A 20,637-nucleotide genomic window follows, 5' to 3' on the forward strand; every position below is an offset into this window, starting at 1 on the left:
TGCCCCCCACTCCCATCCCCACGGGAGTGGTCCGGAACACGCTTGGCAGTTAGCCCCGCACTCAATTCATTAAGTCGCCATGAAACACACGGCACTACTCGTTGCCTCGCTGCTGTACTTGTCACTAACGGCTTCGATCGCCACGGCGGCCGACGCGCCGCCCAACGTGATCTACTTCCTGATCGACGATCTCGGCCGCAACGACTGCGGCTTCATGGGCGGCCAAGAGATCAAAACGCCGCACATCGACAAGCTCGCCGCGACCGGCGCCACGCTCGACGCTTACTACGTTCAGCCTGTCTGCAGCCCCACCCGCGCGGCCCTGTTGACGGGCCGCTACCCGATGCGGCACGGCCTACAGTCGGGCGTCGTGAAGCCTTGGGCGCAACATGGCTTGCCGCTCGATGAGCGAACGATCGCCGACGACTTGAAGGCCGCGGGCTATGCGACCGGTATCTTCGGCAAATGGCACTTGGGGCATGCTGCGAAAGAGCAGTTGCCGATGCAGCGCGGCTTCACGCGTCAGTATGGCCACTACAACGGCGCGCTCGACTACTTCACGCACGATCGCGACGGCGGATTCGATTGGCACAGCGACGGGCAGACTTGCCGCGACGAAGGCTATTCAACCGCGCTCGTCGGCGAGAAGGCGGCGGAGTTCGTCGCGCAAAACGCCGGCAAGCGCCCATTCTTCGCCTACGTGCCGTTCAACGCGGTCCATTCGCCCTATCAGCCGCCGAAAGGTGGCGTCGATGCCTACCCGCAATTGAAGGGCCAGCGCCGCAACTACGCCGCGATGCTCACCGCCACCGACGCGGCGATCGGCGAAGTGATCGCCGCCGTCGACAAGGCTGGCGTCCGCGACAACACGATTTTCATTTTCTCCAGCGACAACGGCGGCCCGAGCCCCGGCAAAATCACTGACAACGGCAAGTATCGCGGCGGCAAGGGAGGCCTCTACGAGGGCGGCGTCCGCGTAGCCGCCTTCGCCGTCTGGCCGGGACACATCAAGCCGGGATCGACGATTACCGAATCGCTTCACGCCGTCGACTGGCGGCCGACGCTCGACAAGCTCTGCGGCGCCACGCCGACGAGCGACCAACCGCTCGACGGCCTCGACGCGTCAGCGACGCTCGCCGACGGCGCCCCCTCGCCGCACGATGCGATCTTGCTGAACACGACGCCAACTGAAGGCGCCATTCGCGCGGGCGCATGGAAGCTCATTGCTCGTGCAAACGCGGTGCAACCTCGCGCGAAGGGCAACAAGAAAAAGCAGGCGCAATACCTCGGCCGCGAAGCGACGGAACTCTTCAACCTCAACGACGATCCCTACGAGCAGAAAAATCTCGCGGCCGAGCACCCAGAGCGCGTCGCGGAGTTGCGCAAGCTGTTGCTGGAATTCTCAGACGAGGCTGTCCCGCCGCAAGCGATGCCGCGACCCGCGGCGTACAACGCGCCGGCGATCTGGGGCGACTTCGGCGGCTGACGAATCCTTACTGGCTTTTTCGCAATTTTCACGACATTTCGAAATAGCGCGAAATTCCCCTTCATTCCGGCTGCTGGGCCCTGCATTTATGCGCATTTGGAATAATTCCAGTAAGGCGCAAGTGTCGACGCGCGTCGCCTCCGTGCGATTTGTTAACGCTGCATGCCGTTTCTAAACGCCTGCGATCGATTAGAATGGACACAGCCCGGAACTGGCCGATCGTGGCCTCCCCGGGAACAATGGTGACGTGAACGAATCGCGGTTGCGCCGTCTTATCAACCTCTCTCATCGACTCGTTCACTTCACGCTGACAACTAGCCGCTAGCTTGCTTGGGTGTCATGGCACGTTTCCATCTTGTTTCGATATCGGCCCGCTCACTTCTTCAACGCAGCCATTGGCCGCTGGCGCGTCACGCGCAGGCGCTGGCACTGGCTTTCGGCTGGGCGATGCTCGCCGCAGCCAGCCACGCTGCGGAAGCACCTCTGGAATACAACCGCGACGTGCGGCCGATCTTGATCGACGCCTGCATCTCGTGCCACGGCCCCGACAGCGCCTCACGACAAGCTGGTTTGCGGCTCGACCGGCAAGCTGACGCCGTCGAGATGGCGGCAATCGTCCCGGGCGATCCCGATTCTAGCGAAATGATTCGCCGCATCCTCAGCGAGGATGAATCGGAGGTTATGCCGCCGCCCGAAACGAAAAAGCACCTCACCGACGAACAGAAGGCAACGCTCGTTCGCTGGATCGAAGAGGGCGCCGAATACGAGGCCCATTGGTCGCTGATCGCGCCGACGCGGCCGACTCCTCCCACCGCGGCGCAGCAAGCAGATTGGATTCGTAACCCCATCGATGCGTTTGTGCTCGCCAAGCTGCAGGCGACGGGACTTGCGCCAGCGCCCGAAGCCGACCGCCGCACGCTCGCTCGTCGCGTCGCGCTCGACCTCACCGGTTTGCCGCCGGCTCCTGAGCAAGTTGAAGAGTTCATTGCCGACGAATCGACCGACGCCTACGAAAAGTACGTCGATCGGCTGCTTGCTTCGCCGAAGTGGGGCGAACATCGCGGCCGCTACTGGCTCGACGCGGCCCGCTACGGCGACACGCATGGCATCCACATCGACAACTATCGCGAGATGTGGTCGTACCGCGACTGGGTGATCAAGGCGTTCAACAAGAACATGCCGTTCGATCAGTTTACGATCGAGAACCTCGCCGGCGATTTGCTGCCGAAACGCTCACTCGATCAGCAGATCGGCTCCGGATTTAATCGCTGCAACATCACAACCAGCGAAGGTGGCGCGATCGACGAAGAGTACGCCGTCCTCTACACGCGCGATCGAACCGACACGACCGCTCAGGTTTGGCTCGGCCTGACGGCTGGTTGCGCCGTTTGCCACGACCACAAGTTCGACCCGCTGTCGCAGCGCGAGTTCTACTCGCTGTCGGCGTTCTTCAACAACACGACGCAAGCGCCAATGGACGGCAATGTGAAAGATACGCCGCCCATCGTGATGGTGCCGCTGGAAGCCGATCTGCCGCGGTGGGACGAGTTGCAGGGCCTCGTCCCCGCTGCGGAACAAGCCGTCGCCGCTCGCCGCGATGGGGCGCGGCCGGCATTCGACGAATGGCTCGCCAAGTCGAAACGCGAAGACGCCGAGTGTTGGATTCCCTCGTCCGGCCTGCACCTGCTAGCGTCGCTCAACGACGGCGGCGATGAAGTTTCCTACACGCTCGATGGCCAGAAGACTTCGGTCCAACGCAATGCCACCGTCGAATGGCGAGACGGTAAGACCGGCGCGAAGGCCGCTTACCTCAACCAAGGTTCCGCGCTCGAGGTAGCGAAAGCTGGCGATTTCGAAGGCGATCGCCCCTTCTCGACCGCAGCGTGGGTCAAGCTTCCCGGCAACGACGCCAGCGGGTCGATCGTCGCCCGCATGGACGACGGCAAAGACTATCGCGGCTGGGACATGTGGGTCGAAGGCCGCCGCGTCGGCGCTCACATCGTTCACAAGTGGCCCGAGAACGCGCTGAAGGCCGTCACCAGTGAAGCGTTGCCGGCCGACGTGTGGGTTCACGTTGCCGTTACCTACGACGGCAGCCGCAAGGCAAGCGGCATCCAAGTTTACGTCAACGGCGAGTTAAAGCCGACGAACGTCCAGGCCGACAGTCTGACGGAAACGATTCACACCGAGGTGCCGCTGAAGGTCGGTCAGCGACACGTCACGTCACCTCTGTCAGGCGTGAGCGTCGAAGACGTCCGTCTCTACGATCGCGCGCTCTCTCCCAGCGAAGCGACCGCCCTCGCCAATGCGTCGCTCTTTGCGTCGTTGGTGGCCGCGCCACCGGAGAAACGCGACGCCGCGAGCGCCGACGCCCTATTCGGCTGGTGGCTCGCGAACGTCGACGACGACGGCAAACGACTCGCCGCCGAACGCGACGCGCTCACCCGCGAGCGGAACGACATCCAGGCCCGCGGCACGATTACCCACGTCATGCAAGAACGCGGCGAGATGGCGAAGGCCTACATCCTCAACCGCGGCGAATACGATCAGCGGCTCGACGAAGTGCAGCCCGATACGCCGGCGTTCCTCCCGAGCTTCCCCGCCGATTTGCCGCGCAATCGGCTCGGCTTCGCCCAGTGGTTGATTCGCGCCGACCATCCGCTGACGGCGCGCGTCACGGTCAATCGATTCTGGCAAGAAGTGTTCGGCCAAGGCCTCGTACGCTCCGTCGGCGACTTCGGCGTTTCCGGCGAGTTGCCGTCGCATCCAGAGCTGCTCGACTGGTTAGCGGTCGACTTCCGCGAATCGGGCTGGGATGTCAAGCGATTCTTTAAGCAGATGGTGATGAGCTCCGCCTACCGGCAGAGTGCGCTAACGACGCCCGAGAAACTGGAACTCGATCCCGACAATCGCCTCCTCTCGCGCGGCCCGCGGTTCCGCATGGACGCCGAAATGGTCCGCGACTACGCCCTCGCGGCGAGCGGCTTGCTGTCGCCGAAGATTGGCGGCCCGAGCGTGAAGCCATACCAACCGCCGGGCGTGTGGGAAGCGGTTGCGATGATCGGTTCGAACACGCGCGACTACCAACAAGATACGGGCGAAGCGCTCTACCGTCGGAGCATGTACACGTTCTGGAAGCGTTCCGCCCCGCCTGCATCGATGGATATCTTCAATGCCCCGAATCGCGAGCACTGCACCGTCGTGCGCGAGCGGACCAATACCCCGCTGCAAGCGCTCGTCACGCTCAACGATCCGCAGTACGTCGAAGCGGCCCGGCAACTGGCCCAGCGGTCGCTGCTCGAAGCGGCGCCTTCGTTCAAGCATCGCTTGTCGTTTGTCGCCAGCCGCCTCTTGGCGCGTGAGTTTACGCCGGAGGAGCAAGTGGTTATCGAACAGAGCCTCGACCAATTGGCCGAGTTTTACGCCGCTAACTCCGCCGAAGCGGAGCAACTGCTGAAGGTCGGCGAAACGAAAGCCGACGCCAAGGTCCCGCAGGCGGAACTCGCGGCGTGGACGATGGTCGTCAATGAACTGATGAATCTCGACGAGACTCTCAATAAGTAGCGAGCTTTTCTCATGAGTTTCCTGAACGAACTGCGGACGAACATTAGCCGCCGTTACTTCCTGTCGCAAGGTTCGCACTTGCTCGGCGGCGCCGCGCTAGCCTCGCTCGCGGGGAAGGCGTTTGGTTCGACGGCGGCAGCGCCCGCGCCAGGTCATGGCCTCCATCTGCCTGCGAAGGCGAAGCATGTCATCTACCTGCACATGGTCGGCGGACCGCCGCAGATGGATCTCTACGACTACAAGCCGGTGATGAAGGACTGGTTCGACAAGGACCTGCCCGAGTCGGTCCGCATGGGCCAACGGCTGACGACGATGACGAGCGGGCAAACGCGGTTTCCGATCGCCCCGTCGCGATACAAGTTCGAACGCTGCGGCCAATCTGGCGCGTGGGTCGGCGAGCTGATGCCGTGGATGAAGAAGCAAACTGACGACGTGCTGTTCATGCGCAGCATGCAGACCGATGCGATCAACCACGAACCGGCGATCACGTTCATCCAAACCGGCAACCAGGTGACCGGCCGTCCCTGCCTCGGCTCCTGGGCGTCGTACGGTCTTGGTTCGCTGAACGACGACTTGCCGACGTTCGTCGTAATGGTCGCGCGCCCCACAAACACCGAACAAGTGCAGGCGATCTCGGCCCGGCTCTGGTCGAGCGGCTTTCTGCCCGGCGAACATGCCGGTGTTAGCTTCCGCACCGCCGGCGATCCAATTCTCTACATCAACGATCCGCCGGGAGTGAATCGCGACGTCCGCCGTACGACGCTCGACGGGTTGAAGACGCTCAACGAAATGAACTACCGCCAGCTCGGCGATCCGCAGACGCACACGCGCATCCAGCAGTATGAGCTCGCCTTCCGGATGCAGTCGAGCGTTCCCGAGATGACCGATCTGAAGACCGAATCGGAGTCGACGTTCGCGCTCTACGGCGAAGCGGCAAAGACGCCCGGCACGTTCGCGAACACCGCCCTGCTCGCCCGCCGTATGGTCGAGCGCGGCGTCCGCTTCGTGCAGATCTACCACAACAACTGGGACACGCATGCGAACGTCGCCGGCCGGCTGCCGGACCAATGCCGCGACGTCGATCAACCTTGCTACGGCCTAATCCAGGACCTGAAGCAACGCGGGCTACTCGACGAGACGCTGATCATTTGGGGTGGCGAATTCGGCCGCACCATTTACTCGCAAGGCGGACTCTCCGACCAAAACTACGGCCGCGACCATCATCCCCGCTGCTTCACCATGTGGATGGCGGGCGGCGGCGTGAACGCCGGAACCGTCTACGGCGAGACCGACGACTTCTCCTACAACATCGTGAAGAATCCGCTGCCGGTCCGCGACCTCCACGCGACGATCCTACACCAACTCGGCTTCGATCACGAACGCTTCACCGTGAAGCACCAGGGGCTCGATCAGAAGCTGACCGGCGTCTTGCCGGCGCGAGTGGTGCCGGAGTTGATTGCGTAACTCATGTGCACGGCGAAGTGCGGTCGGTAGAAAGCCTCGAAGGCGTCACTACGCTCCGACCCATCCCTCGTACTCGAGGCTCTGAGCTCCGAAGGGGTCGAAGACGACGGCGGTCGCCCAACAGTCGGGGTCTTCTTCGGGGAGGTCGATAACGAACCTGAACGTTCCGCCTGCCTTAACGTATGCCTGGCACACAATCACGCCGGAAAAACAGACGTACAGCCCCTCGACCTCGCCGTCATCCGCCACCCACCCGCTGACAGTTAGCCTGCCATTGACAACGCTTAATTCCGAATCGAAATAGACTGTTGGATCCTGATTCACGCCCCCCAGGTCGACAATGTACTTCATGTATGCAGTCTGCCCTGAAGAATCGGTCGCCGTGACAGTGATTGCGCTCAATCCCGTGGCATTCAGAGCGGGGACCATATGAAGCTTACCCGTCACGGCGTTGATCGACTGGTTCGACCAGATCGATGCATTTGAAGTCGACGTGATCTGGTATGTGATGGCGCTGTCGGCGGTCTCGGCATCAGCGAAGTCGTCCCAAAGATCGAAGACTGCGTCAACAGCGTTCTTGTTGACCGTCGTCGACCGCCAGCCCTTTGACGAGGGCGCGTCGTCGGATGCGCCCACCGGCGATCCAATCACATGACTTTGGTTTAAACGAGCGCTAATTAGATCCGCGTCGGTCGAGGAGATGCTTCCACTGCCGTCGACGTCCGCCAGCGGCGCGTAGCCGCTGGAAGCGGTCGTGAAACCGCTAAGCGCCGTCGCTGCTGAGTGATCCAGCGAATTGACGACGCCATTCTGGTCCGCGTCGCCTGGTAGAACGCGAAACTCGAAGGCGAAATCCCCGCCGTTCACGCCGTTCCCGGACGGATAGACGCTGCTCGACGTCGTCCACTCGCCATCGAGTGCATTGTTAAAAATGTCGCGAATCGGCAAGATCCCGTCGCCGTCTAGCTCCACTCGGTAGCCGTTCTTCGGCAATGCGGTGCTGAGCGTCCACGTCGCGGTGAAACTCTGCGGGTCGTATTCAAATTCTGCAACGTCGACATGCGCAACTCCAACGCCGGTCAACGACAGATGGCCTGAGAGAACTTGTACATCCTCGCTGAATTTGAAGATCAGTTTGTCAATGTTAGTCCACGGCAACGACGCCATCTGCCCCGACGAACCGACCGGGACGCGACATCCGCCGTCGCCCAATCCTTGGCTATGCAAATAGCCGACAAATCCTGCATCCCAGGCAGTGCTGCTAACCTGAAAACCGCTTACCGTCGGAGCGCCAGTAAGCGCTAACCGTTGCTCCAATGATTCAAATCGCAGTCGCGGCGACACTGTGCGCGCGCGCGTACTCCGCAGCCAACTTCTCATGACAAAAACTCCACGCCGAGATTCGGCGGCAAGCGGTAAGAAGGCGCGCTAGATGCGACGCCGGTCTAAATAGATAGTTGCGACTCAGCAGCGCATCTGTTCATTCAATCCGAACGCGCAAGAGCAACATTGCTCAACTTTAAGATTGCACTTCTCGCGACGTGCAGACTACGGTTATCTGCAACGCCAACCTGAGTGGTAGGAAGAAGCTGCAAAAATCATGCGCGCTGCCAGCATCGCTACGCCTGCAAGCGCCAATGCTACCGCAGACTGACCGGCAGCAACGATGCCGGTTCGATGACTCGTTCCAAGGGCCGCTTGTAAGGCTTCGTCGACTTAGTCTTTTGCGACTTGGTTGCTTGCGACTGAGTCGCTAACTCCACAAACGCTACGGATGAATGCAGTGGCCGCCATGTCGGCAGTGTTGGCGAAACTCGATACCCCTGCTTAGCGGCTCGTTCCAGACATTGGATTGCCTGAATTTGCATGGCTGGCTCAAGAGGGGCTCGCAAGCTCAGGATGCGAGCCGCGTCAACCTGTAGCTTTCCGTCGATTGGAAACTCTTCAGCCAGTCGAATCGCAGCCTCGGCGTCTGCATGAGTAATGCTCGTCCCGGTCTGATCGGCAAGATCCAATTGCAGTAAAAGCCAGTTGTAACGAACCGACGGAGAGTTAGGCAGCGCAACGCTCGCACGCAACAAATACTTTCGAGCAGTAAGCAGTTTCTCCAATGGACCGAGCCGGCCATCTCCGAGCTCATAAGCCAAAGCAATATTGTTCATCACCTCGGGACACTCGGGCGCTAATTCAATCGCCTTCTCCCCTGCGGGAATACCGCCCGAGAAGTTGTGACGTTTGCAATCGCAGTACGCGATGTAAGCCGCTGCGGCGGCAGAAGGCTGCTGGCGATTGGCCCTGAAGAAGCACTCCTGCGCTCGCGACGTATCGCCTGCTCGTAACGAAGCCAAGCCAAGTGCAAACTGTACCTCTGGGGCGTCGGCTTGAAGCAAAAGGCTGCGGTCCAACGAAATTCTCGCGTCTGCCCAACGGCCCTCCCGCATCATCGAAATCCCTGCGTTGAACAGGCGGACTTCCTCCGGCGGACGGGACGCGTAAACCACGCCGGATCCTGCAATCAAAGCCGTGAGGGCAAACGAGCAGGCGATCAACGGACGACGGTGATGTCTGGCGGCGCGCTGAAGCCTGCCTCTCGCCGTGAACGCGGCGCCTAGGACGTCAGCAAGCGTTCCGGCCGACTGGTGTCGCTCCAGCGGATCGAACGCGATGCAACGTTCCACTGCAGCAGCCAAACTTGGGGGAATTGTGGAATCCAGTGAAAGCAACGGCGTGAATCCTTCTCGCTGCGCCTTCAAGAGCTCAGTCGCCAAACTTCGCCGATCGCCCGGCGCCGTCGACAATGGAAACGGCAACCGTCCGCTCAGCGCTTCGTACAGTAGAACGCCGAGCGAGAAGAGGTCGGAACGTTGGTCGTAAGCGGCATCGCTAAACTCTAGGGCAACCGCCTGCAACTGTTCTGGCGGCATGTAAGGGAGCGTTCCGCCTTTCGCCTCTACGGAGTGAGACAAACTGCCGCTCAAGTTGAAATCCATGAGCAGCGGCGTTCCATTCCATGCCAGTAAGACGTTTGAAGGCTTCACGTCGCCGTGGACGACCCCCTGATCGTGCGCGTGTGCCAATGCCAATGCCAACCGCCAGCCCACCCATGCCACGCAATCGTGCTTATCGTAAAAACGCGGCCGAGCGGGCGGAACGTCTGTAACTTCAACGGAGTCCGTGGGCCGGCGAGACGCATTGGCGACGGACGAGAGGAGGTCGCCGGCACGCGCATCTTTTTGAGCGCCCGCCTCGATAAATTCACACAACGTACTCCGCCCCACGAACGGCATGCAGATGTGCGCCAATTTCGTCTGGGGGTCTGACGACGCCGAATAAATCGGCACGATATTCGGATGCCGCAGCCGGCCGAGCAGGTCGGCTTCCAACAGGCTATTACGAGTGAATTTGACGACCACCTGCCGATCGCCGACGCCTGCCTGACGGCACAGAAACACGCGGGAGTGGGCTCCCTTCCCTACTTGCTCCACTAGCAGGAACGCCCCGACGCGGTCGCCTGCCTCGGGCCAGTCGGCGACTTCGCTAATTGAGTGGAACCACGACTGGCGATTGAAGTACCCTTCGACTTCCAACTGACGGCAAATCGAGCTACGCAACGACTCGCCCAATGGGGTCAACCACCGCGAGTAATCTTCGATCGACGGCGCGTGATCGACGGCGCTAATATTGGAGAAACGTTCAATCGCGCGTTCCACGAGGAATGAATGATCTTTGTCCGATTCGAGCAGCGTCTGCAATTCGGCGACGACGCGGAGCGCGTCGGCCTCGGCGCGAACCGAATCGTAAGGTGCGTTCGTCTCCATAGCCTTCTGCCGCCGCTTGGCGCTAACTGATTCAAAGACTTCTTGCAGTTTGACGATGCTAGCTTGAAAGCGATTCAAGGAGCGAATCGAGGGCGCGCCGAACCGTACTCACGCTAATATTTAATCGCTCAGCCACCTCTTCGTACGTTAAGCCTTGCAATCGAAGCTCGACGATTTGGCGCCCGCGATCGCCTGAATTATTGATCGCTCGTTGCCAATTCTCGCGCGTGCTGATGATTTCCAGCGGCTCCTGAGCGCGCGTGTCATGTAGATCGGCATCCGGGCGACTGTTGATCGCGGCAGCGTCGCCGTCGCCCGGTCGCGAGAGCGACTGCTCGCGGCCCAAGTCGAACGCCTTCGTCGTCGTGTAGTGGCGGTGGGTTTCGTACACTTTGAATTTCGCCATCCCGGCTAAGTAGGCGACGAGTTTCTCCGGCGTTGCGGCCTCGTCGAATTTCGCCCCTTTGCGGATCAGCGACTTCCAAACCGATTGCACGATGTCGGTGGAGTCGACCTTCGAGCGCAGCTCGGAGGGCAAATGCCGGCGCACGACGCGCAGGATATTCTTCGAATATCGGTCTAGCAGCAGCCACACGGCCTCTTCCGACCCGCACGACGCTTGCCGCATCAATCCCTCAAAGGAATCTGCCGTCATCGATGGATCTGCGTCACTTGCCATTTCTGCACTCTGGAGCGAGACCGCCAATCGCGGCAGATCTTCTCGAATTACAACTCAACCAAGTGGACGCGCGTGAATGCGTTACCTTCTTTTCGCAACTTCGTCGCCGATGTTGCCGGCCGCTGATGTTCTTCCCAATCAATCTTGATGCACTTCGTCAAAATCGGCGACTTCTCCGCAAATGCGAATCTAAACGACATGTAACTCACTGCGGCGGATCCGCTCCTTGATCCCAGCAATGCCCGGCGCGGTAGTGAATTAACGGATCAACGTCGTAACTCACTGCTTGCACCGAGCCATCGCAGTAAACCATATTCGCCCCGGCCGCGTGGGCGCTGCCAAATCGACTCTGGGCCAAAAGGCTGGAAGCAGGCAGCGAATCGTCCGCGGCGAGCGTTAGATCGAGTCTCGTGTGCCGATGGTTGTCCGAACAGAAGCCCGTGAAAAGTGAGTCGTTGTCGGCATTGGATTCGCCAGTCAGATAGTGCTCGGAATGCATGTACTTCTCGCCGACTAAGTACGTTTGCGAAGCGCCGTCGATAATACGGTCGAGCGGCGTACCCGTGCGGAAGTACGAGATGCCAGTGAACTGCGTTGCCGGGTCGGCGGAAGTTCCTTCAGGTTGCGGCCAGTCGTGTGAGTATTCAGCCGCCAGCGTCGCAGGACCTGGATTGGCCACGATCAGCGTCGCCCCGCTATTGATTGCATAGTCGCTATGCGCCAATCCTGGGGGAGAGCCAAACGGCTTAAGCGTCTTCAAGTACGGATACTTGTCCGAGATCGGAATGATTTCGGCGTGACGCCTCGTGGGACAACTAAACAGCGGCATCGGTTGAACAAGCCGAGCGTTCGCTTCAGCAATGTTGCTGTTACGCCCCAACTCCCAGAGCGGGCGCTGCTCAATGTAGGGCAGCAGGCTATACCCCCAGCTTCCAGGTTGCCGTGGACCAAATCCACGCTCCGGCATCCCAGTCCAATAAAAGCCCCATCCGCCGCAAGGAAAAGCTGTTTGGGAATCGTGATACGTCAGCAGCCCGAGTCCCAACTGCTTGAGATTATTTCGGCAAGACGTCCGTCGGCTTGCCTCGCGAGCCGCTTGAACTGCCGGCAGTAGCAACGCGATGAGAACTCCTAGGATGGCAATCACCACTAGGAGCTCGACCAGCGTAAATGCAGACCTTCGGCGCACGGCGTATCAGTCCGTTGGGGCGTGTGGCGTGAAGAGACCTCCACTAGTCTTTCACGTTCGCCCGCGCGACGCAACGACAGCCGCAACCCGTTGCAAGACAACAAGTTAAATGCCGCCAAGTAGACCAACCGACGGGGCAAATCCGCCATTTAGCCGGTTTGCATAGGTGGCTCAGAGAAATGACGCGAGAAACGGAGAGGTGCAGAGCACTGCGCAAGCCGCGAACGGCTGCATGTGAATGCGTCAGATTGACGAGCGCGCCGCCTACGCTTCGAAGGCCGGCGGCTGCATTTTGTCGTCGGCGAGCAGCACTGCCACCGCCGCGATCCAGCTCAATTAACCCCGCTTTTCACGCCTCCAGTCGCTCTCTGCGAAAAACAGTCCACCGCGCCGACCCACCCGACGTTGCGAAGGTGAGTGGGCCGACGCGGCTTCCTGTGGCTGTTTGCTGCGGGGCAGCGCAACAAACGGCGGACAGAGAGCTACTCCAGAAGGAAGCAGAGTGGTCCCTCATTTCAGTTAGTTGCGAAGGCCGATCAGAACTGCTCATCATTTCGCAGAAAATTCTGCAACTGCCTCGGGTTCCCAGAATTCGAGCCTCAAATCCCGCTAGAGAGGGCCCCAAAACCTCGGCAATAGCCTTGAGATCTGTGCTAGCGGGAGCAGCGGCAGAATGGTCTAGCGCACAGAAAATCCGGAGGCCGAGTCATCCCCGGCCTCCGGTCGTCAGCTAGCTACAACAAATTGACCACGCGATCCGCGAGGCCCTTCTCGCCAAGCACCACGTTGAGCTTACCGCTCGCGGCGACTCGCTCCAGGACTTCCAATTCCCGGAGCCGCATCAACGTCGGGTTGTCGGCAAGCAGCCGAGCAGTGTTCGCCTGGCTGCGCATCGCGGCGGTTTCCTCGCGACGGACGATCAAGTTGGCCTCGGCCGCTTTCTTGGCCTCGGTCACCTTGTTCATCAGGTCCTTCATGTCGCCCGGCAGGATGACGTCGCGCACGCCCACCGAGACGATCTGCAGTCCCAACTCGCCCGCACGACGGCTGACCGCTTCCTCGAACTCGCCGGTGACCGCATCCTTCTCGGTCAAGAACGAATCGAGATCGCGCGTCGCCACAATCCCCCGCAGTGCGAGTTGCGCCTCGCGGTAGAGCGACTGCGTCGCGCCGTCGGCCACCATGATCGACTGCCGTGCGTCAACCACTCGGTAAGTAACCACCGCATTCATGCGGAGCGTCACTTTGTCGGCGGTCATAATTTCCTGACCAGCGACGTCGAGGGTCTGCTCGCGGAGGTCAACGTCGGTCACCCGGGCGTCGCCCATCCCGCGCCACCAAGCGTACTGGCCTGGCGGCAAGGTTTCGATGAACTCGCCGTCCTGAAACGCAACGCCAACCTTGTGGCGATCTACCGTGCACACGTCAAGCACTTGCGACGCTTGCTGGCTGCGAACAATCACGTTGAAGTCGTCGTGCTGGAAGCGAACCTTCCGCGCGTCGATCACTTCGATGCGCACTTCCTTGAAGCCGGTCCAGTACGCGTACAGGCCCGGCGGCAAGATGTGGCTGAAGCGACCGTCGATCCAGACGAGCGCCCGCTCGTGGTCCTTCAGGTCAACCACTTGCGCACGGCCCGTCAGAGCGCCGCTCTTCACGATCACGTCGAGCTTGTCGTGGCGGAGCCAAGGCAGCCGCTGCGACGCGACGTCGATCCGCACTTTGCACAGCGGATTGAAGATCCAACGACGGCCCGCATCGAGCAGGCCTTGGAACTCGCCGTCGCGGAAGTATAGGCCGACTTCGTCGCTGTGGATGTGTACTCGTTTGAACATGATGGCCGCACCTCCTTTCGTGTTGTGACTATGCGGCGAATGTCGTTTCAATTAGTGAACTCTTCCTAGCCCCGGGCTCCGCCCGGGGGTGGCGTTACGTTTGACGCTGAATCTAACGTGCTGCAAGCCGACCCTCGGGCGGAGCCCGGGGCTAGAATTTGACTACAGGAAATATTGGATGCGTCGCACTGTTAAGTGGTTCGCATGATTCTCGAAAAATCCCTCAGGCAACGAAGCGAACGATTAATCACGCCTCCGCACGCGGAGCGTCGTTTGAGCAATCGCGACTACAGCGTCGTCGGCGAGCATCGGTCGACTTTGCTGCGAAGCAAATGCTTCGCAGCGGCGGTCAACTTCTCACTTGCGTCAAACGCTGCAGACGCGAGCGCGGAATCCACGCACTACAGAGCGTCGGCGGGCGCTGCCGCGCTCGACGTCTCGCCGAAGCGAGTACGGCGATGCGCGGCCGATCAATCTATTCGTTCGCTGCCCTCGGGGTTTGGTGGGACGAGACGCTTGCACGCCCTGCTCTTGGAGCGAGTTTTTCACACTCGCGGTGCGGTACGGGAGTCGAACCCGCGACTGCCAGATTAAAATCTGGTGCTCTGCCTACTGAGCTAACCGGTGGCGGACGACGCGCCATGTCGATCCCATGTTCGGAACGCGCTGCGCTAACCGGTTTAGTGGAGCGGAGCGCGCCGCTGGTTTCGACGCGTCGGACCTTGCTTGAATAAACATGCAAATCACTTATAAGAGACGCCGGCGGGAGTCGAACCCGCTCCGAGCTGCGTTGCAAGCAGCCGCCTCGCCGTTGGGCTTCAGCGTCGATCAATTGAAACGTTGGGCCGCCGTCGCCGACGGCCCAACGCGCTAATCGATGAAGGCCACGTGCTGCATGGCCGCAGATTCGGTCTCGGTGTTCATCACCACCAGTCGCCAATCGTCGAGCTTGATCGTCTTGTGATCGGGGTGACGAACCTTCCCGCGAACGAACGCGCGAGGGTTGCGTCGCTGGATCACCCAGCCGATCGAACGCAACTCGGGGCGACGGCTGATCAACTTCATATATTCCCGCGGGGTAAGCCCGTTGGGATACGCTTTGCTGACGTACACCGCCTGGCCGCCGTCGCGAACGAGTTCGTCGACGATGTGCGGCTTGCCGGCGCCGCGCTGCAGACGTTCGTTTCGCAGGATGACCGATTCGTTCACCTTGGTTCCCAACGGCAGCGGCACGAAGAACCACTCGCCTTGGCGGACGAACGCCTCGTTGCGACGACGATTGCGGAGCCGCGGCTTGACGCTGCGGCGCGTTTGCTCGGAACGGACGACGTCGGGCTTGAGCGCCTCCATCGCCGTTTCAACCGTCGAAGCCGACCGCGTCTCCGGCACAGCAGCGACGAACCAATGCCGCTCGTCGCGACCGCACAGAAACTTGTGCTTGCCCGTGCCGTCGGTCGCCATCAACAGCAGATGGCGGCTGGCAGGCTGAACGTCGAGCACAATCAATTCGGCGGGCGTGGGACTTGCCAAAGCGACGTCGAAAAATTCACCGTCGCCGTCGCGACCAATGTCGATCGAAACGCCATTGGTCCGCAGGCGCCGATGGGCGCCCGCGCTCAGTCTAGCGCGCGCGCCGATCCGGGCGAAGTGCCGTTCAATCGGATGCGCGTTCATGGAACTACTCCAAAAACTAGGAAACGGAAAACTCACCAGTGCCCTCGCCAGGAATTGAACCTGGTCTTCAACCTTCGCAGGGTTGCGTGCGACTCCGGCACACCCCGAGGACGGAATTTTTCTTCAGCCCCTGGCTCTGCCAGGGGGTCGGCCACCATGCCGGTCGGCAAGGCCCCGCGTCGTGCTGCCCCTGGCAGAGCCAGGGGCTAAAACCCAGTAGAGGAATCGAACCCCTTCTTCGACGTTCAAAGCGTCGCGTGCGACTCCGGCACACTCACTGGGCGTTGTTTGTTACCGCTTGCCCGGAATCGCGGCGACTTGCTGCTCGTCTCGGTGGACAATCTGACCGGGCCGATCCGTGCGTCTAATGTCGACGCCAATTCCCTCGTCGTGCAGAATCGCCACGAGTTCCCACATGCGCGAGATGACGTCGCCAGCTTCACTGCGAAACCAAAACACTCCACGATGATCGACGCACTCGTAGCTAGGGACAGTCAGGTGACGGTTGAACCAGGTCAGTGCGTCGTGCAACCAGTCAGCCGTAACCTCGGGCATATCGGTCGTTCCGCGAATTTCGCCCGCAGTGCGAAAGACGCCAAGTCGCCGCCTGAAACGAGCGCACCGACGATGCGTTTCGAAGCGAATGTAGCTCGGCATAGTGCGCTCCTTTCTGCGTTAGATTGAAATCGGCATCTGTAAAAATCCGGCGGAGGGATTTGAACCCCCGTGGGGCTGTTTACAAAACAGCTGCATCGCCGCTCTGCCACGCCGGAATGTTTCTTTCAGCAGGTCCGCCAGGATTTGAACCCGGTCCGTCAGTTTTGGAGGCTGACTGCTCTCCCAGGAGCACAGACCTGAAAACCCCGTCGATGCGGCCGGCGCGCCGAACGCACCGACGGGGGACACGATTACCTCTCGTTAACGTCATGCCAACTATCTGTGGGAGGCGTCTCCGACGCCGATTTCGCGTTGCGATTGAAACCGGCGTCGATCAAGGAACCGTCATCGGTGTCGGAGACCCCTCCCACAAAAAAACTGCCAACTAACTCTTCAGCGGCACGTTCCAGTACGCCTCGCTGACGAACTTCGACCAACTCTCCAATCGGACTCGATGATCGCCATACGCCGGCCGCCACTCAGGAGACACGGGAACTCGCTTCAGGTTCATTCGCGCTTGCTGCGGCGTGCGGTCGGCCTTGCGGCTGTTGCAGTCGACGCAAGCGAGAACGCAGTTCGTCCAGCTCGAGACGCCGCCGTGAGCGCGTGGGATGACGTGATCGATCGTCAACTCTTCGCTTCCCGGCGTGACGCCGCAATACTGACACTGAAAGTGGTCTCGCTTGTAAATGTTGCGTCGGCTGAACGCCACCGTCCGCCGCGGCAGACGATCGAAATCGTTCAGTGTGATCACCTCCGGCACGCGGAACCGGACGTTGACGCCGTTCATGCAGCGCTCGTCGTCGCGCGGGCGAAGCTGCGACCAATCGTCCCACGTGAACGTCTGGTAGTCGGCCGCGTCGACCACGCGGGCCGCTTCCTTCCACAACAGCACGAGCGCCCGCGCGACGGTCGCCACGTGGACTGGTTGCCAGTTGCGGTTGAGTACCAGGACTGGTCGCTGCAAGGTGTTCATGACATTTTTGATGGCGTTGGTAAGTGATGGGTGAGTAAGTATGTGGTTAGGTAATTTGCGAGCGCCTCGCCGATGAATCGAACATCGTCTTACGATTTAGAAGATCGTTGTGCCGTCCATCACACTCGCGAGGCAGGGTGACCGAGCGGACTCGAACCGCCTGATACCTGGTTCACAGCCAGGCCCCTCGACCACTTCGGGATCGGTCACAGCGGAAGGCGTGGGATTCGAACCCACACGACCGCTCGCGCGGTCGCACGGTTTAGCAAACCGGCCCGACCAGCCTTATTCGGCTACCTTCCGTTTAGTTGTCGTCGTGTGCAGTGGAGCGCCGGGGAATCGAACCCCGATTTCCTGGGTGCAAACCAGGCGTCGTCCCGTTGGACCAGCGTCCCATCGATTCAGTGATCCTCGTTAAGTAGTCGGAGCGGGAGGCGAACCCGCAGACGCCAGGCTCTCGACCTGGCCGCTTTGCCAATTTGCGTACCCGACTGTGGAGTAGCGAGTCCTGGATTCGAACCAAGCGGAACCGGGCTTATGAGACCCAGCCGGGATGCCTGCCACTCGCTAACGTGTTTTGCTCTAGCCCCGGGCTCCGCCCGGGGGTGGGTCTCCATTTCGGTAGACGTCGCCGTAAGGAACGCGGCGCGACCCCCGGGCGGAGCCCGGGGCTAGAATCGCGACGACTACTTTCGATGCGATCACGTGACCAAGGGGAGAGTCGAACTCCCATGCCTTACGGCACGACGTTCTGAGCGTCGCGTGTCTGCCAATTCCACCACTCGGCCATAAGCACCCCGTGCCGGAATCGAACCGGCCGTTCCAGACTGAGAACCTGGCGTCCTACCGATAGACCAACGGGGCATTAAACCTTTCTCTACGAGTGAGACGTGAAGGAATTGAACCATTCGTCGCCACCCCGCTTGTTTCGTGACAACTGGTTTACAGCCAGCCGCGGGGAACACGTCTCGAATTCGCTCGGCGATTTGCGTCTCCACCGAGATTACCGTCTCCACCGACATCACCTACTGGGCGCGAGGTAATCTCGGCGTATTCGCGGACAGTCCTGCGAAAAACAAAACGCATATACATAAACACTTTTTCGATTGTCGCGGCCGAAATCAATATATTGATCGCCAATTTTCTTACGCGACACTCTACCGCGAGCGCCCTCGATGGGATTTGAACCCACGCTCTGTCGCCGCGACGACCGTCCACTCCAGGCTGGATCACGAAGGCGTAACGACGGTGGACGATAAGAATGCATTTCATTCAACCTTCCGCCTTCGTCCTTCATCCTTTGTTCAGTAGTCCCGGGTGGACTCGAACCACCGATTGTCTGCTTGTAAGGCAGCTGCTCTTGCCGCTGAGCCACGGGACCATCGAGCGGAGACTGAGGGAATCGAACCCCCGACCCTTGCGGGCAACTGTTTTCAAGACAGCGTCCTCGGCCAACCGGACAGTCTCCTTCGCCTATTGATCAAGCAGCGGCGGCCCGAATCGAACGGACGCTAACTCGTTCAAAGCGAGTTGTGCAAACCTTTACACTACGCCGCAACAAATTCGTGCCGCCGGCGACGACGGCACAAGCTGCGGAGGCTGGGATCGAACCAGCGGGGGACGTGCTTAACAGGCACGCGCAACTACCAACAGTTGCCCCTCCGCAATGAGTCTGCGCGGCTGGATTCGAACCAGCGATCTCGACGTCCCAAGCGTCGCGGGATGACCATCTTCCCTACGCACAGTCAAACTCAGAAGCGTCCAGCGGGAGTCGAACCCGCACTTCCGCCATGGCAAGGCAGTAGGCTGCCGCTACATCATGGACGCCGTTTGTTTGGCAAAAGTAAATTGTCAAAGAACTTGAGTGGGGCTGGCGGGAGTCGAACCCGCAACGTCCCGGTTAAGAGCCGGGTGCTTTGCCTTTCAGCTTCATCCCCAAATTAACGCTGCAATTCATCCACCACGACGGCACGAAGGACACGACGAAAGACCGAATTAATTGACGCTACAGAGCGGGTTTGAGCTGCCAACGTCGTCGTCGCTCATTCACGTCATCTGAATTCCGTCGTGTCCTTCGTGCCGTTGTGGTTCTCCTTCTTCGCTTCCTACAGATCCAACGACCAAGTGGCTTCGGCGAGAGTTGCACTCGCACCGCCTCGATTAAAAGTCGAGTATGCTGCTGTTGACACCACGAAGCCGTTTGTGGCTCGCGATGTCATGTTTATTTTCTTGACTCATGCGACGTTCCTTTCTGGAGTGGTAGCCCTGCGAATCGAACGCAGCGCCACGCGCTTATCAGACGCGTTTGAGCGACCAGCTCTCGACTACCCGAGGAGGGTTCAGGCGTTAGGGTTCAGGAAATGCACAGAAAACTTTTCCTTCCTGAACCCTGAACCCCGCCCACCGAACCCTCTCAACGCCCTGTGGGGGATTCGAACCCGCCCTCTGCGGCTTGAAAGGCCGCCATCCTCAGGCCAATAGACGAACAGGGCTTGTTAACAATCGTTTGCTTTGTTTCTGCAGTTCGTTATGCATGCGCGCACCGCGAGCGCAGAGTGGGCTGGGAGGCGCTCGAATCCTCGTCTGCGGTTCTTCAGACCGCCGCTAGACCGTCTCAGCTACCAGCCCGCGAGTTGCCGTGGGTGCATCCGTGCGCCGCGAGCCAACGAAAAAGGCCCGGCGTCGCAGCGACGCCGGGCCTTATGGCTCTATCAAAAGAGTTGGCCAAGCGTCAGCAATGCCCTTTACCGGCGAGCGCGTACTGGGACCGTTTGTTCGGCTGTTCGCCAAACGTCGGGCCGACGATATTTGCCGCGAGCATCGAAAGGTGTTGACTGGGCCGTAACATGGAAAGCATTTCTCCTATCCGAACTATACCCGATAAAGTCGAAGGGCGTCGTTCTGATAGATATAGATGTCGGTTATTGGCGAAAGTTCGCGCACTTTTCTTACGAATGTCAGAAAAAGTTCGCGCCAAGTAGCCGCCGGTCAACGACCGGCCGGAGCGGCGGCAATTCAATGTCGAATGCTGAATGCTGAATGGGGAATGGAAAGAACGAAGCCCCGCCACCCCATTGCATGCCAGTGCTACGCCTTCAGGCCTGTAAGGCCGCGCTGTGGTAGCCCAGGGCGCAGCCCTGGGTGTAGCCGTCCCCAACATTCCCAAGCCCTGTAAGGGCGCGCTAGCGCAGGCCTTCGCGCGCCCTTACAGGGCTTCCAGTAGCAGGGGCATGAACGTTCCCCAGGGCTTCGCCCTGGGCTATCTCAGCGCGGCCCTTCAGGCCTGAGGAAGAAT

Annotated in this window: 12 protein-coding genes and 21 tRNA genes; 3 read left to right on the plus strand and 30 right to left on the minus strand. The window is 60.3% G+C overall.

What is annotated here, in order from left to right; all coding sequences use genetic code 11:
• Nucleotides 1–79 precede the first annotated feature (79 nt).
• The 3 genes from ACQY7R_RS15800 to ACQY7R_RS15810 all read left to right on the plus strand — a co-directional run bounded on the left by ACQY7R_RS15800 (nt 80) and on the right by ACQY7R_RS15810 (nt 6,514).
• Nucleotides 80–1,486 (plus strand): arylsulfatase, encoded by a 1,407-nt coding sequence (locus ACQY7R_RS15800; protein WP_428306552.1) that lies wholly within the window; start codon nt 80–82, stop codon nt 1,484–1,486.
• Nucleotides 1,487–1,933: 447 nt separating this feature from the next.
• On the plus strand, nt 1,934–5,050 hold the full coding sequence (locus ACQY7R_RS15805) for a DUF1553 domain-containing protein (RefSeq protein ID WP_428306553.1): 3,117 nt from the start codon (nt 1,934–1,936) through the stop codon (nt 5,048–5,050).
• A 12-nt stretch (nt 5,051–5,062) separates the two neighbouring features.
• Nucleotides 5,063–6,514, plus strand: a complete 1,452-nt coding sequence (locus ACQY7R_RS15810) for a DUF1501 domain-containing protein (protein WP_428306554.1) — start codon at nt 5,063–5,065, stop codon at nt 6,512–6,514.
• A gap of 48 nt (nt 6,515–6,562) precedes the next feature.
• Here the strand turns inward: ACQY7R_RS15810 and ACQY7R_RS15815 are convergent, their stop codons facing one another.
• The 30 genes from ACQY7R_RS15815 to ACQY7R_RS15960 form a co-directional block, all read right to left on the minus strand.
• Nucleotides 6,563–7,894 carry a dockerin type I domain-containing protein gene (locus tag ACQY7R_RS15815; RefSeq protein WP_428306555.1) on the minus strand — a complete coding sequence of 444 codons (1,332 nt, stop codon included), beginning with the start codon at nt 7,892–7,894 and terminating at the stop codon, nt 6,563–6,565.
• 260 nt (nt 7,895–8,154) lie between these two features.
• On the minus strand, nt 8,155–10,410 hold the full coding sequence (locus tag ACQY7R_RS15820; protein WP_428306556.1) for a protein kinase domain-containing protein: 2,256 nt from the start codon (nt 10,408–10,410) through the stop codon (nt 8,155–8,157).
• Nucleotides 10,391–10,987, minus strand: coding sequence for an RNA polymerase sigma factor (locus tag ACQY7R_RS15825; RefSeq protein ID WP_428306557.1), 597 nt, complete (start codon nt 10,985–10,987; stop codon nt 10,391–10,393). Before ACQY7R_RS15825 ends, ACQY7R_RS15820 begins: the two co-directional genes overlap by 20 nt.
• 71 nt (nt 10,988–11,058) lie before the next feature.
• Nucleotides 11,059–11,211, minus strand: coding sequence for a hypothetical protein (locus ACQY7R_RS15830; RefSeq protein WP_428306558.1), 153 nt, complete (start codon nt 11,209–11,211; stop codon nt 11,059–11,061).
• A 5-nt stretch (nt 11,212–11,216) separates the two neighbouring features.
• Nucleotides 11,217–12,200, minus strand: coding sequence for a DUF1559 domain-containing protein (locus tag ACQY7R_RS15835; protein WP_428306559.1), 984 nt, complete (start codon nt 12,198–12,200; stop codon nt 11,217–11,219).
• A 734-nt stretch (nt 12,201–12,934) separates the two neighbouring features.
• Entirely contained in the window at nt 12,935–14,035 is a 1,101-nt protein-coding gene (locus ACQY7R_RS15840) for a slipin family protein (protein ID WP_428306560.1), read from the minus strand.
• 557 nt (nt 14,036–14,592) lie between these two features.
• A tRNA-OTHER gene (locus tag ACQY7R_RS15845) sits at nt 14,593–14,657 on the minus strand.
• A 132-nt stretch (nt 14,658–14,789) separates the two neighbouring features.
• Nucleotides 14,790–14,861 (minus strand) — tRNA-Cys (locus ACQY7R_RS15850).
• 44 nt (nt 14,862–14,905) lie between these two features.
• Nucleotides 14,906–15,709: a hypothetical protein gene (locus tag ACQY7R_RS15855; protein WP_428306561.1), complete on the minus strand. Its 804-nt coding sequence runs from the start codon at nt 15,707–15,709 to the stop codon at nt 14,906–14,908.
• A gap of 39 nt (nt 15,710–15,748) precedes the next feature.
• Nucleotides 15,749–15,821, minus strand: a tRNA-Arg gene (locus tag ACQY7R_RS15860).
• 179 nt (nt 15,822–16,000) lie between these two features.
• Entirely contained in the window at nt 16,001–16,264 is a 264-nt protein-coding gene (locus ACQY7R_RS15865) for a hypothetical protein (RefSeq protein ID WP_428306562.1), read from the minus strand.
• Between the two features lie 146 nt (nt 16,265–16,410).
• Nucleotides 16,411–16,482: transfer RNA gene (locus ACQY7R_RS15870), tRNA-Thr, on the minus strand.
• A 13-nt stretch (nt 16,483–16,495) separates the two neighbouring features.
• Nucleotides 16,496–16,565, minus strand: a tRNA-Trp gene (locus tag ACQY7R_RS15875).
• 186 nt (nt 16,566–16,751) lie between these two features.
• A complete protein-coding gene (locus tag ACQY7R_RS15880) occupies nt 16,752–17,342 on the minus strand; it encodes an HNH endonuclease (protein ID WP_428306563.1) in 591 nt (196 codons plus the stop codon).
• A 136-nt stretch (nt 17,343–17,478) separates the two neighbouring features.
• Nucleotides 17,479–17,552 (minus strand) — tRNA-His (locus ACQY7R_RS15885).
• A 2-nt stretch (nt 17,553–17,554) separates the two neighbouring features.
• A tRNA-Ser gene (locus ACQY7R_RS15890) sits at nt 17,555–17,644 on the minus strand.
• A gap of 22 nt (nt 17,645–17,666) precedes the next feature.
• Nucleotides 17,667–17,737: transfer RNA gene (locus ACQY7R_RS15895), tRNA-Ala, on the minus strand.
• Nucleotides 17,738–17,761: 24 nt separating this feature from the next.
• A tRNA-Leu gene (locus tag ACQY7R_RS15900) sits at nt 17,762–17,835 on the minus strand.
• A 213-nt stretch (nt 17,836–18,048) separates the two neighbouring features.
• Nucleotides 18,049–18,130 (minus strand) — tRNA-Leu (locus ACQY7R_RS15905).
• A 5-nt stretch (nt 18,131–18,135) separates the two neighbouring features.
• Nucleotides 18,136–18,206, minus strand: a tRNA-Glu gene (locus ACQY7R_RS15910).
• 444 nt (nt 18,207–18,650) lie between these two features.
• Nucleotides 18,651–18,723: transfer RNA gene (locus ACQY7R_RS15915), tRNA-Val, on the minus strand.
• 6 nt (nt 18,724–18,729) lie between these two features.
• Nucleotides 18,730–18,810 (minus strand) — tRNA-Ser (locus ACQY7R_RS15920).
• A gap of 17 nt (nt 18,811–18,827) precedes the next feature.
• Nucleotides 18,828–18,898 (minus strand) — tRNA-Gln (locus tag ACQY7R_RS15925).
• Nucleotides 18,899–18,932: 34 nt separating this feature from the next.
• A tRNA-Asn gene (locus ACQY7R_RS15930) sits at nt 18,933–19,008 on the minus strand.
• A gap of 5 nt (nt 19,009–19,013) precedes the next feature.
• Nucleotides 19,014–19,087 (minus strand) — tRNA-Pro (locus ACQY7R_RS15935).
• Between the two features lie 11 nt (nt 19,088–19,098).
• Nucleotides 19,099–19,169, minus strand: a tRNA-Gly gene (locus ACQY7R_RS15940).
• 38 nt (nt 19,170–19,207) lie between these two features.
• Nucleotides 19,208–19,279, minus strand: a tRNA-Lys gene (locus ACQY7R_RS15945).
• 188 nt (nt 19,280–19,467) lie between these two features.
• Nucleotides 19,468–19,540: transfer RNA gene (locus ACQY7R_RS15950), tRNA-Lys, on the minus strand.
• 219 nt (nt 19,541–19,759) lie between these two features.
• A tRNA-Glu gene (locus tag ACQY7R_RS15955) sits at nt 19,760–19,834 on the minus strand.
• A gap of 64 nt (nt 19,835–19,898) precedes the next feature.
• Nucleotides 19,899–19,970, minus strand: a tRNA-Phe gene (locus tag ACQY7R_RS15960).
• Between the last annotated feature and the right edge of the window lie 667 nt (nt 19,971–20,637).

Origin of the sequence: Lacipirellula sp. (assembly GCF_965279485.1) — a bacterium.
Taxonomy (GTDB): Bacteria; Planctomycetota; Planctomycetia; order Pirellulales; family Lacipirellulaceae; genus Lacipirellula.

Coding starts and splice junctions, on each gene's coding strand:
- ACQY7R_RS15800 (WP_428306552.1), top strand. CDS start 80: ATGAAACACACGGCACTACTCGTTGCCTCGCTGCTGTACTTGTCACTA.
- ACQY7R_RS15805 (WP_428306553.1), top strand. CDS start 1,934: ATGCTCGCCGCAGCCAGCCACGCTGCGGAAGCACCTCTGGAATACAAC.
- ACQY7R_RS15810 (WP_428306554.1), top strand. CDS start 5,063: ATGAGTTTCCTGAACGAACTGCGGACGAACATTAGCCGCCGTTACTTC.
- ACQY7R_RS15815 (WP_428306555.1), bottom strand. CDS start 7,894: ATGAGAAGTTGGCTGCGGAGTACGCGCGCGCGCACAGTGTCGCCGCGA.
- ACQY7R_RS15825 (WP_428306557.1), bottom strand. CDS start 10,987: ATGACGGCAGATTCCTTTGAGGGATTGATGCGGCAAGCGTCGTGCGGG.
- ACQY7R_RS15830 (WP_428306558.1), bottom strand. CDS start 11,211: ATGTCGTTTAGATTCGCATTTGCGGAGAAGTCGCCGATTTTGACGAAG.
- ACQY7R_RS15840 (WP_428306560.1), bottom strand. CDS start 14,035: ATGTTCAAACGAGTACACATCCACAGCGACGAAGTCGGCCTATACTTC.
- ACQY7R_RS15855 (WP_428306561.1), bottom strand. CDS start 15,709: ATGAACGCGCATCCGATTGAACGGCACTTCGCCCGGATCGGCGCGCGC.
- ACQY7R_RS15865 (WP_428306562.1), bottom strand. CDS start 16,264: ATGCCCGAGGTTACGGCTGACTGGTTGCACGACGCACTGACCTGGTTC.
- ACQY7R_RS15880 (WP_428306563.1), bottom strand. CDS start 17,342: ATGAACACCTTGCAGCGACCAGTCCTGGTACTCAACCGCAACTGGCAA.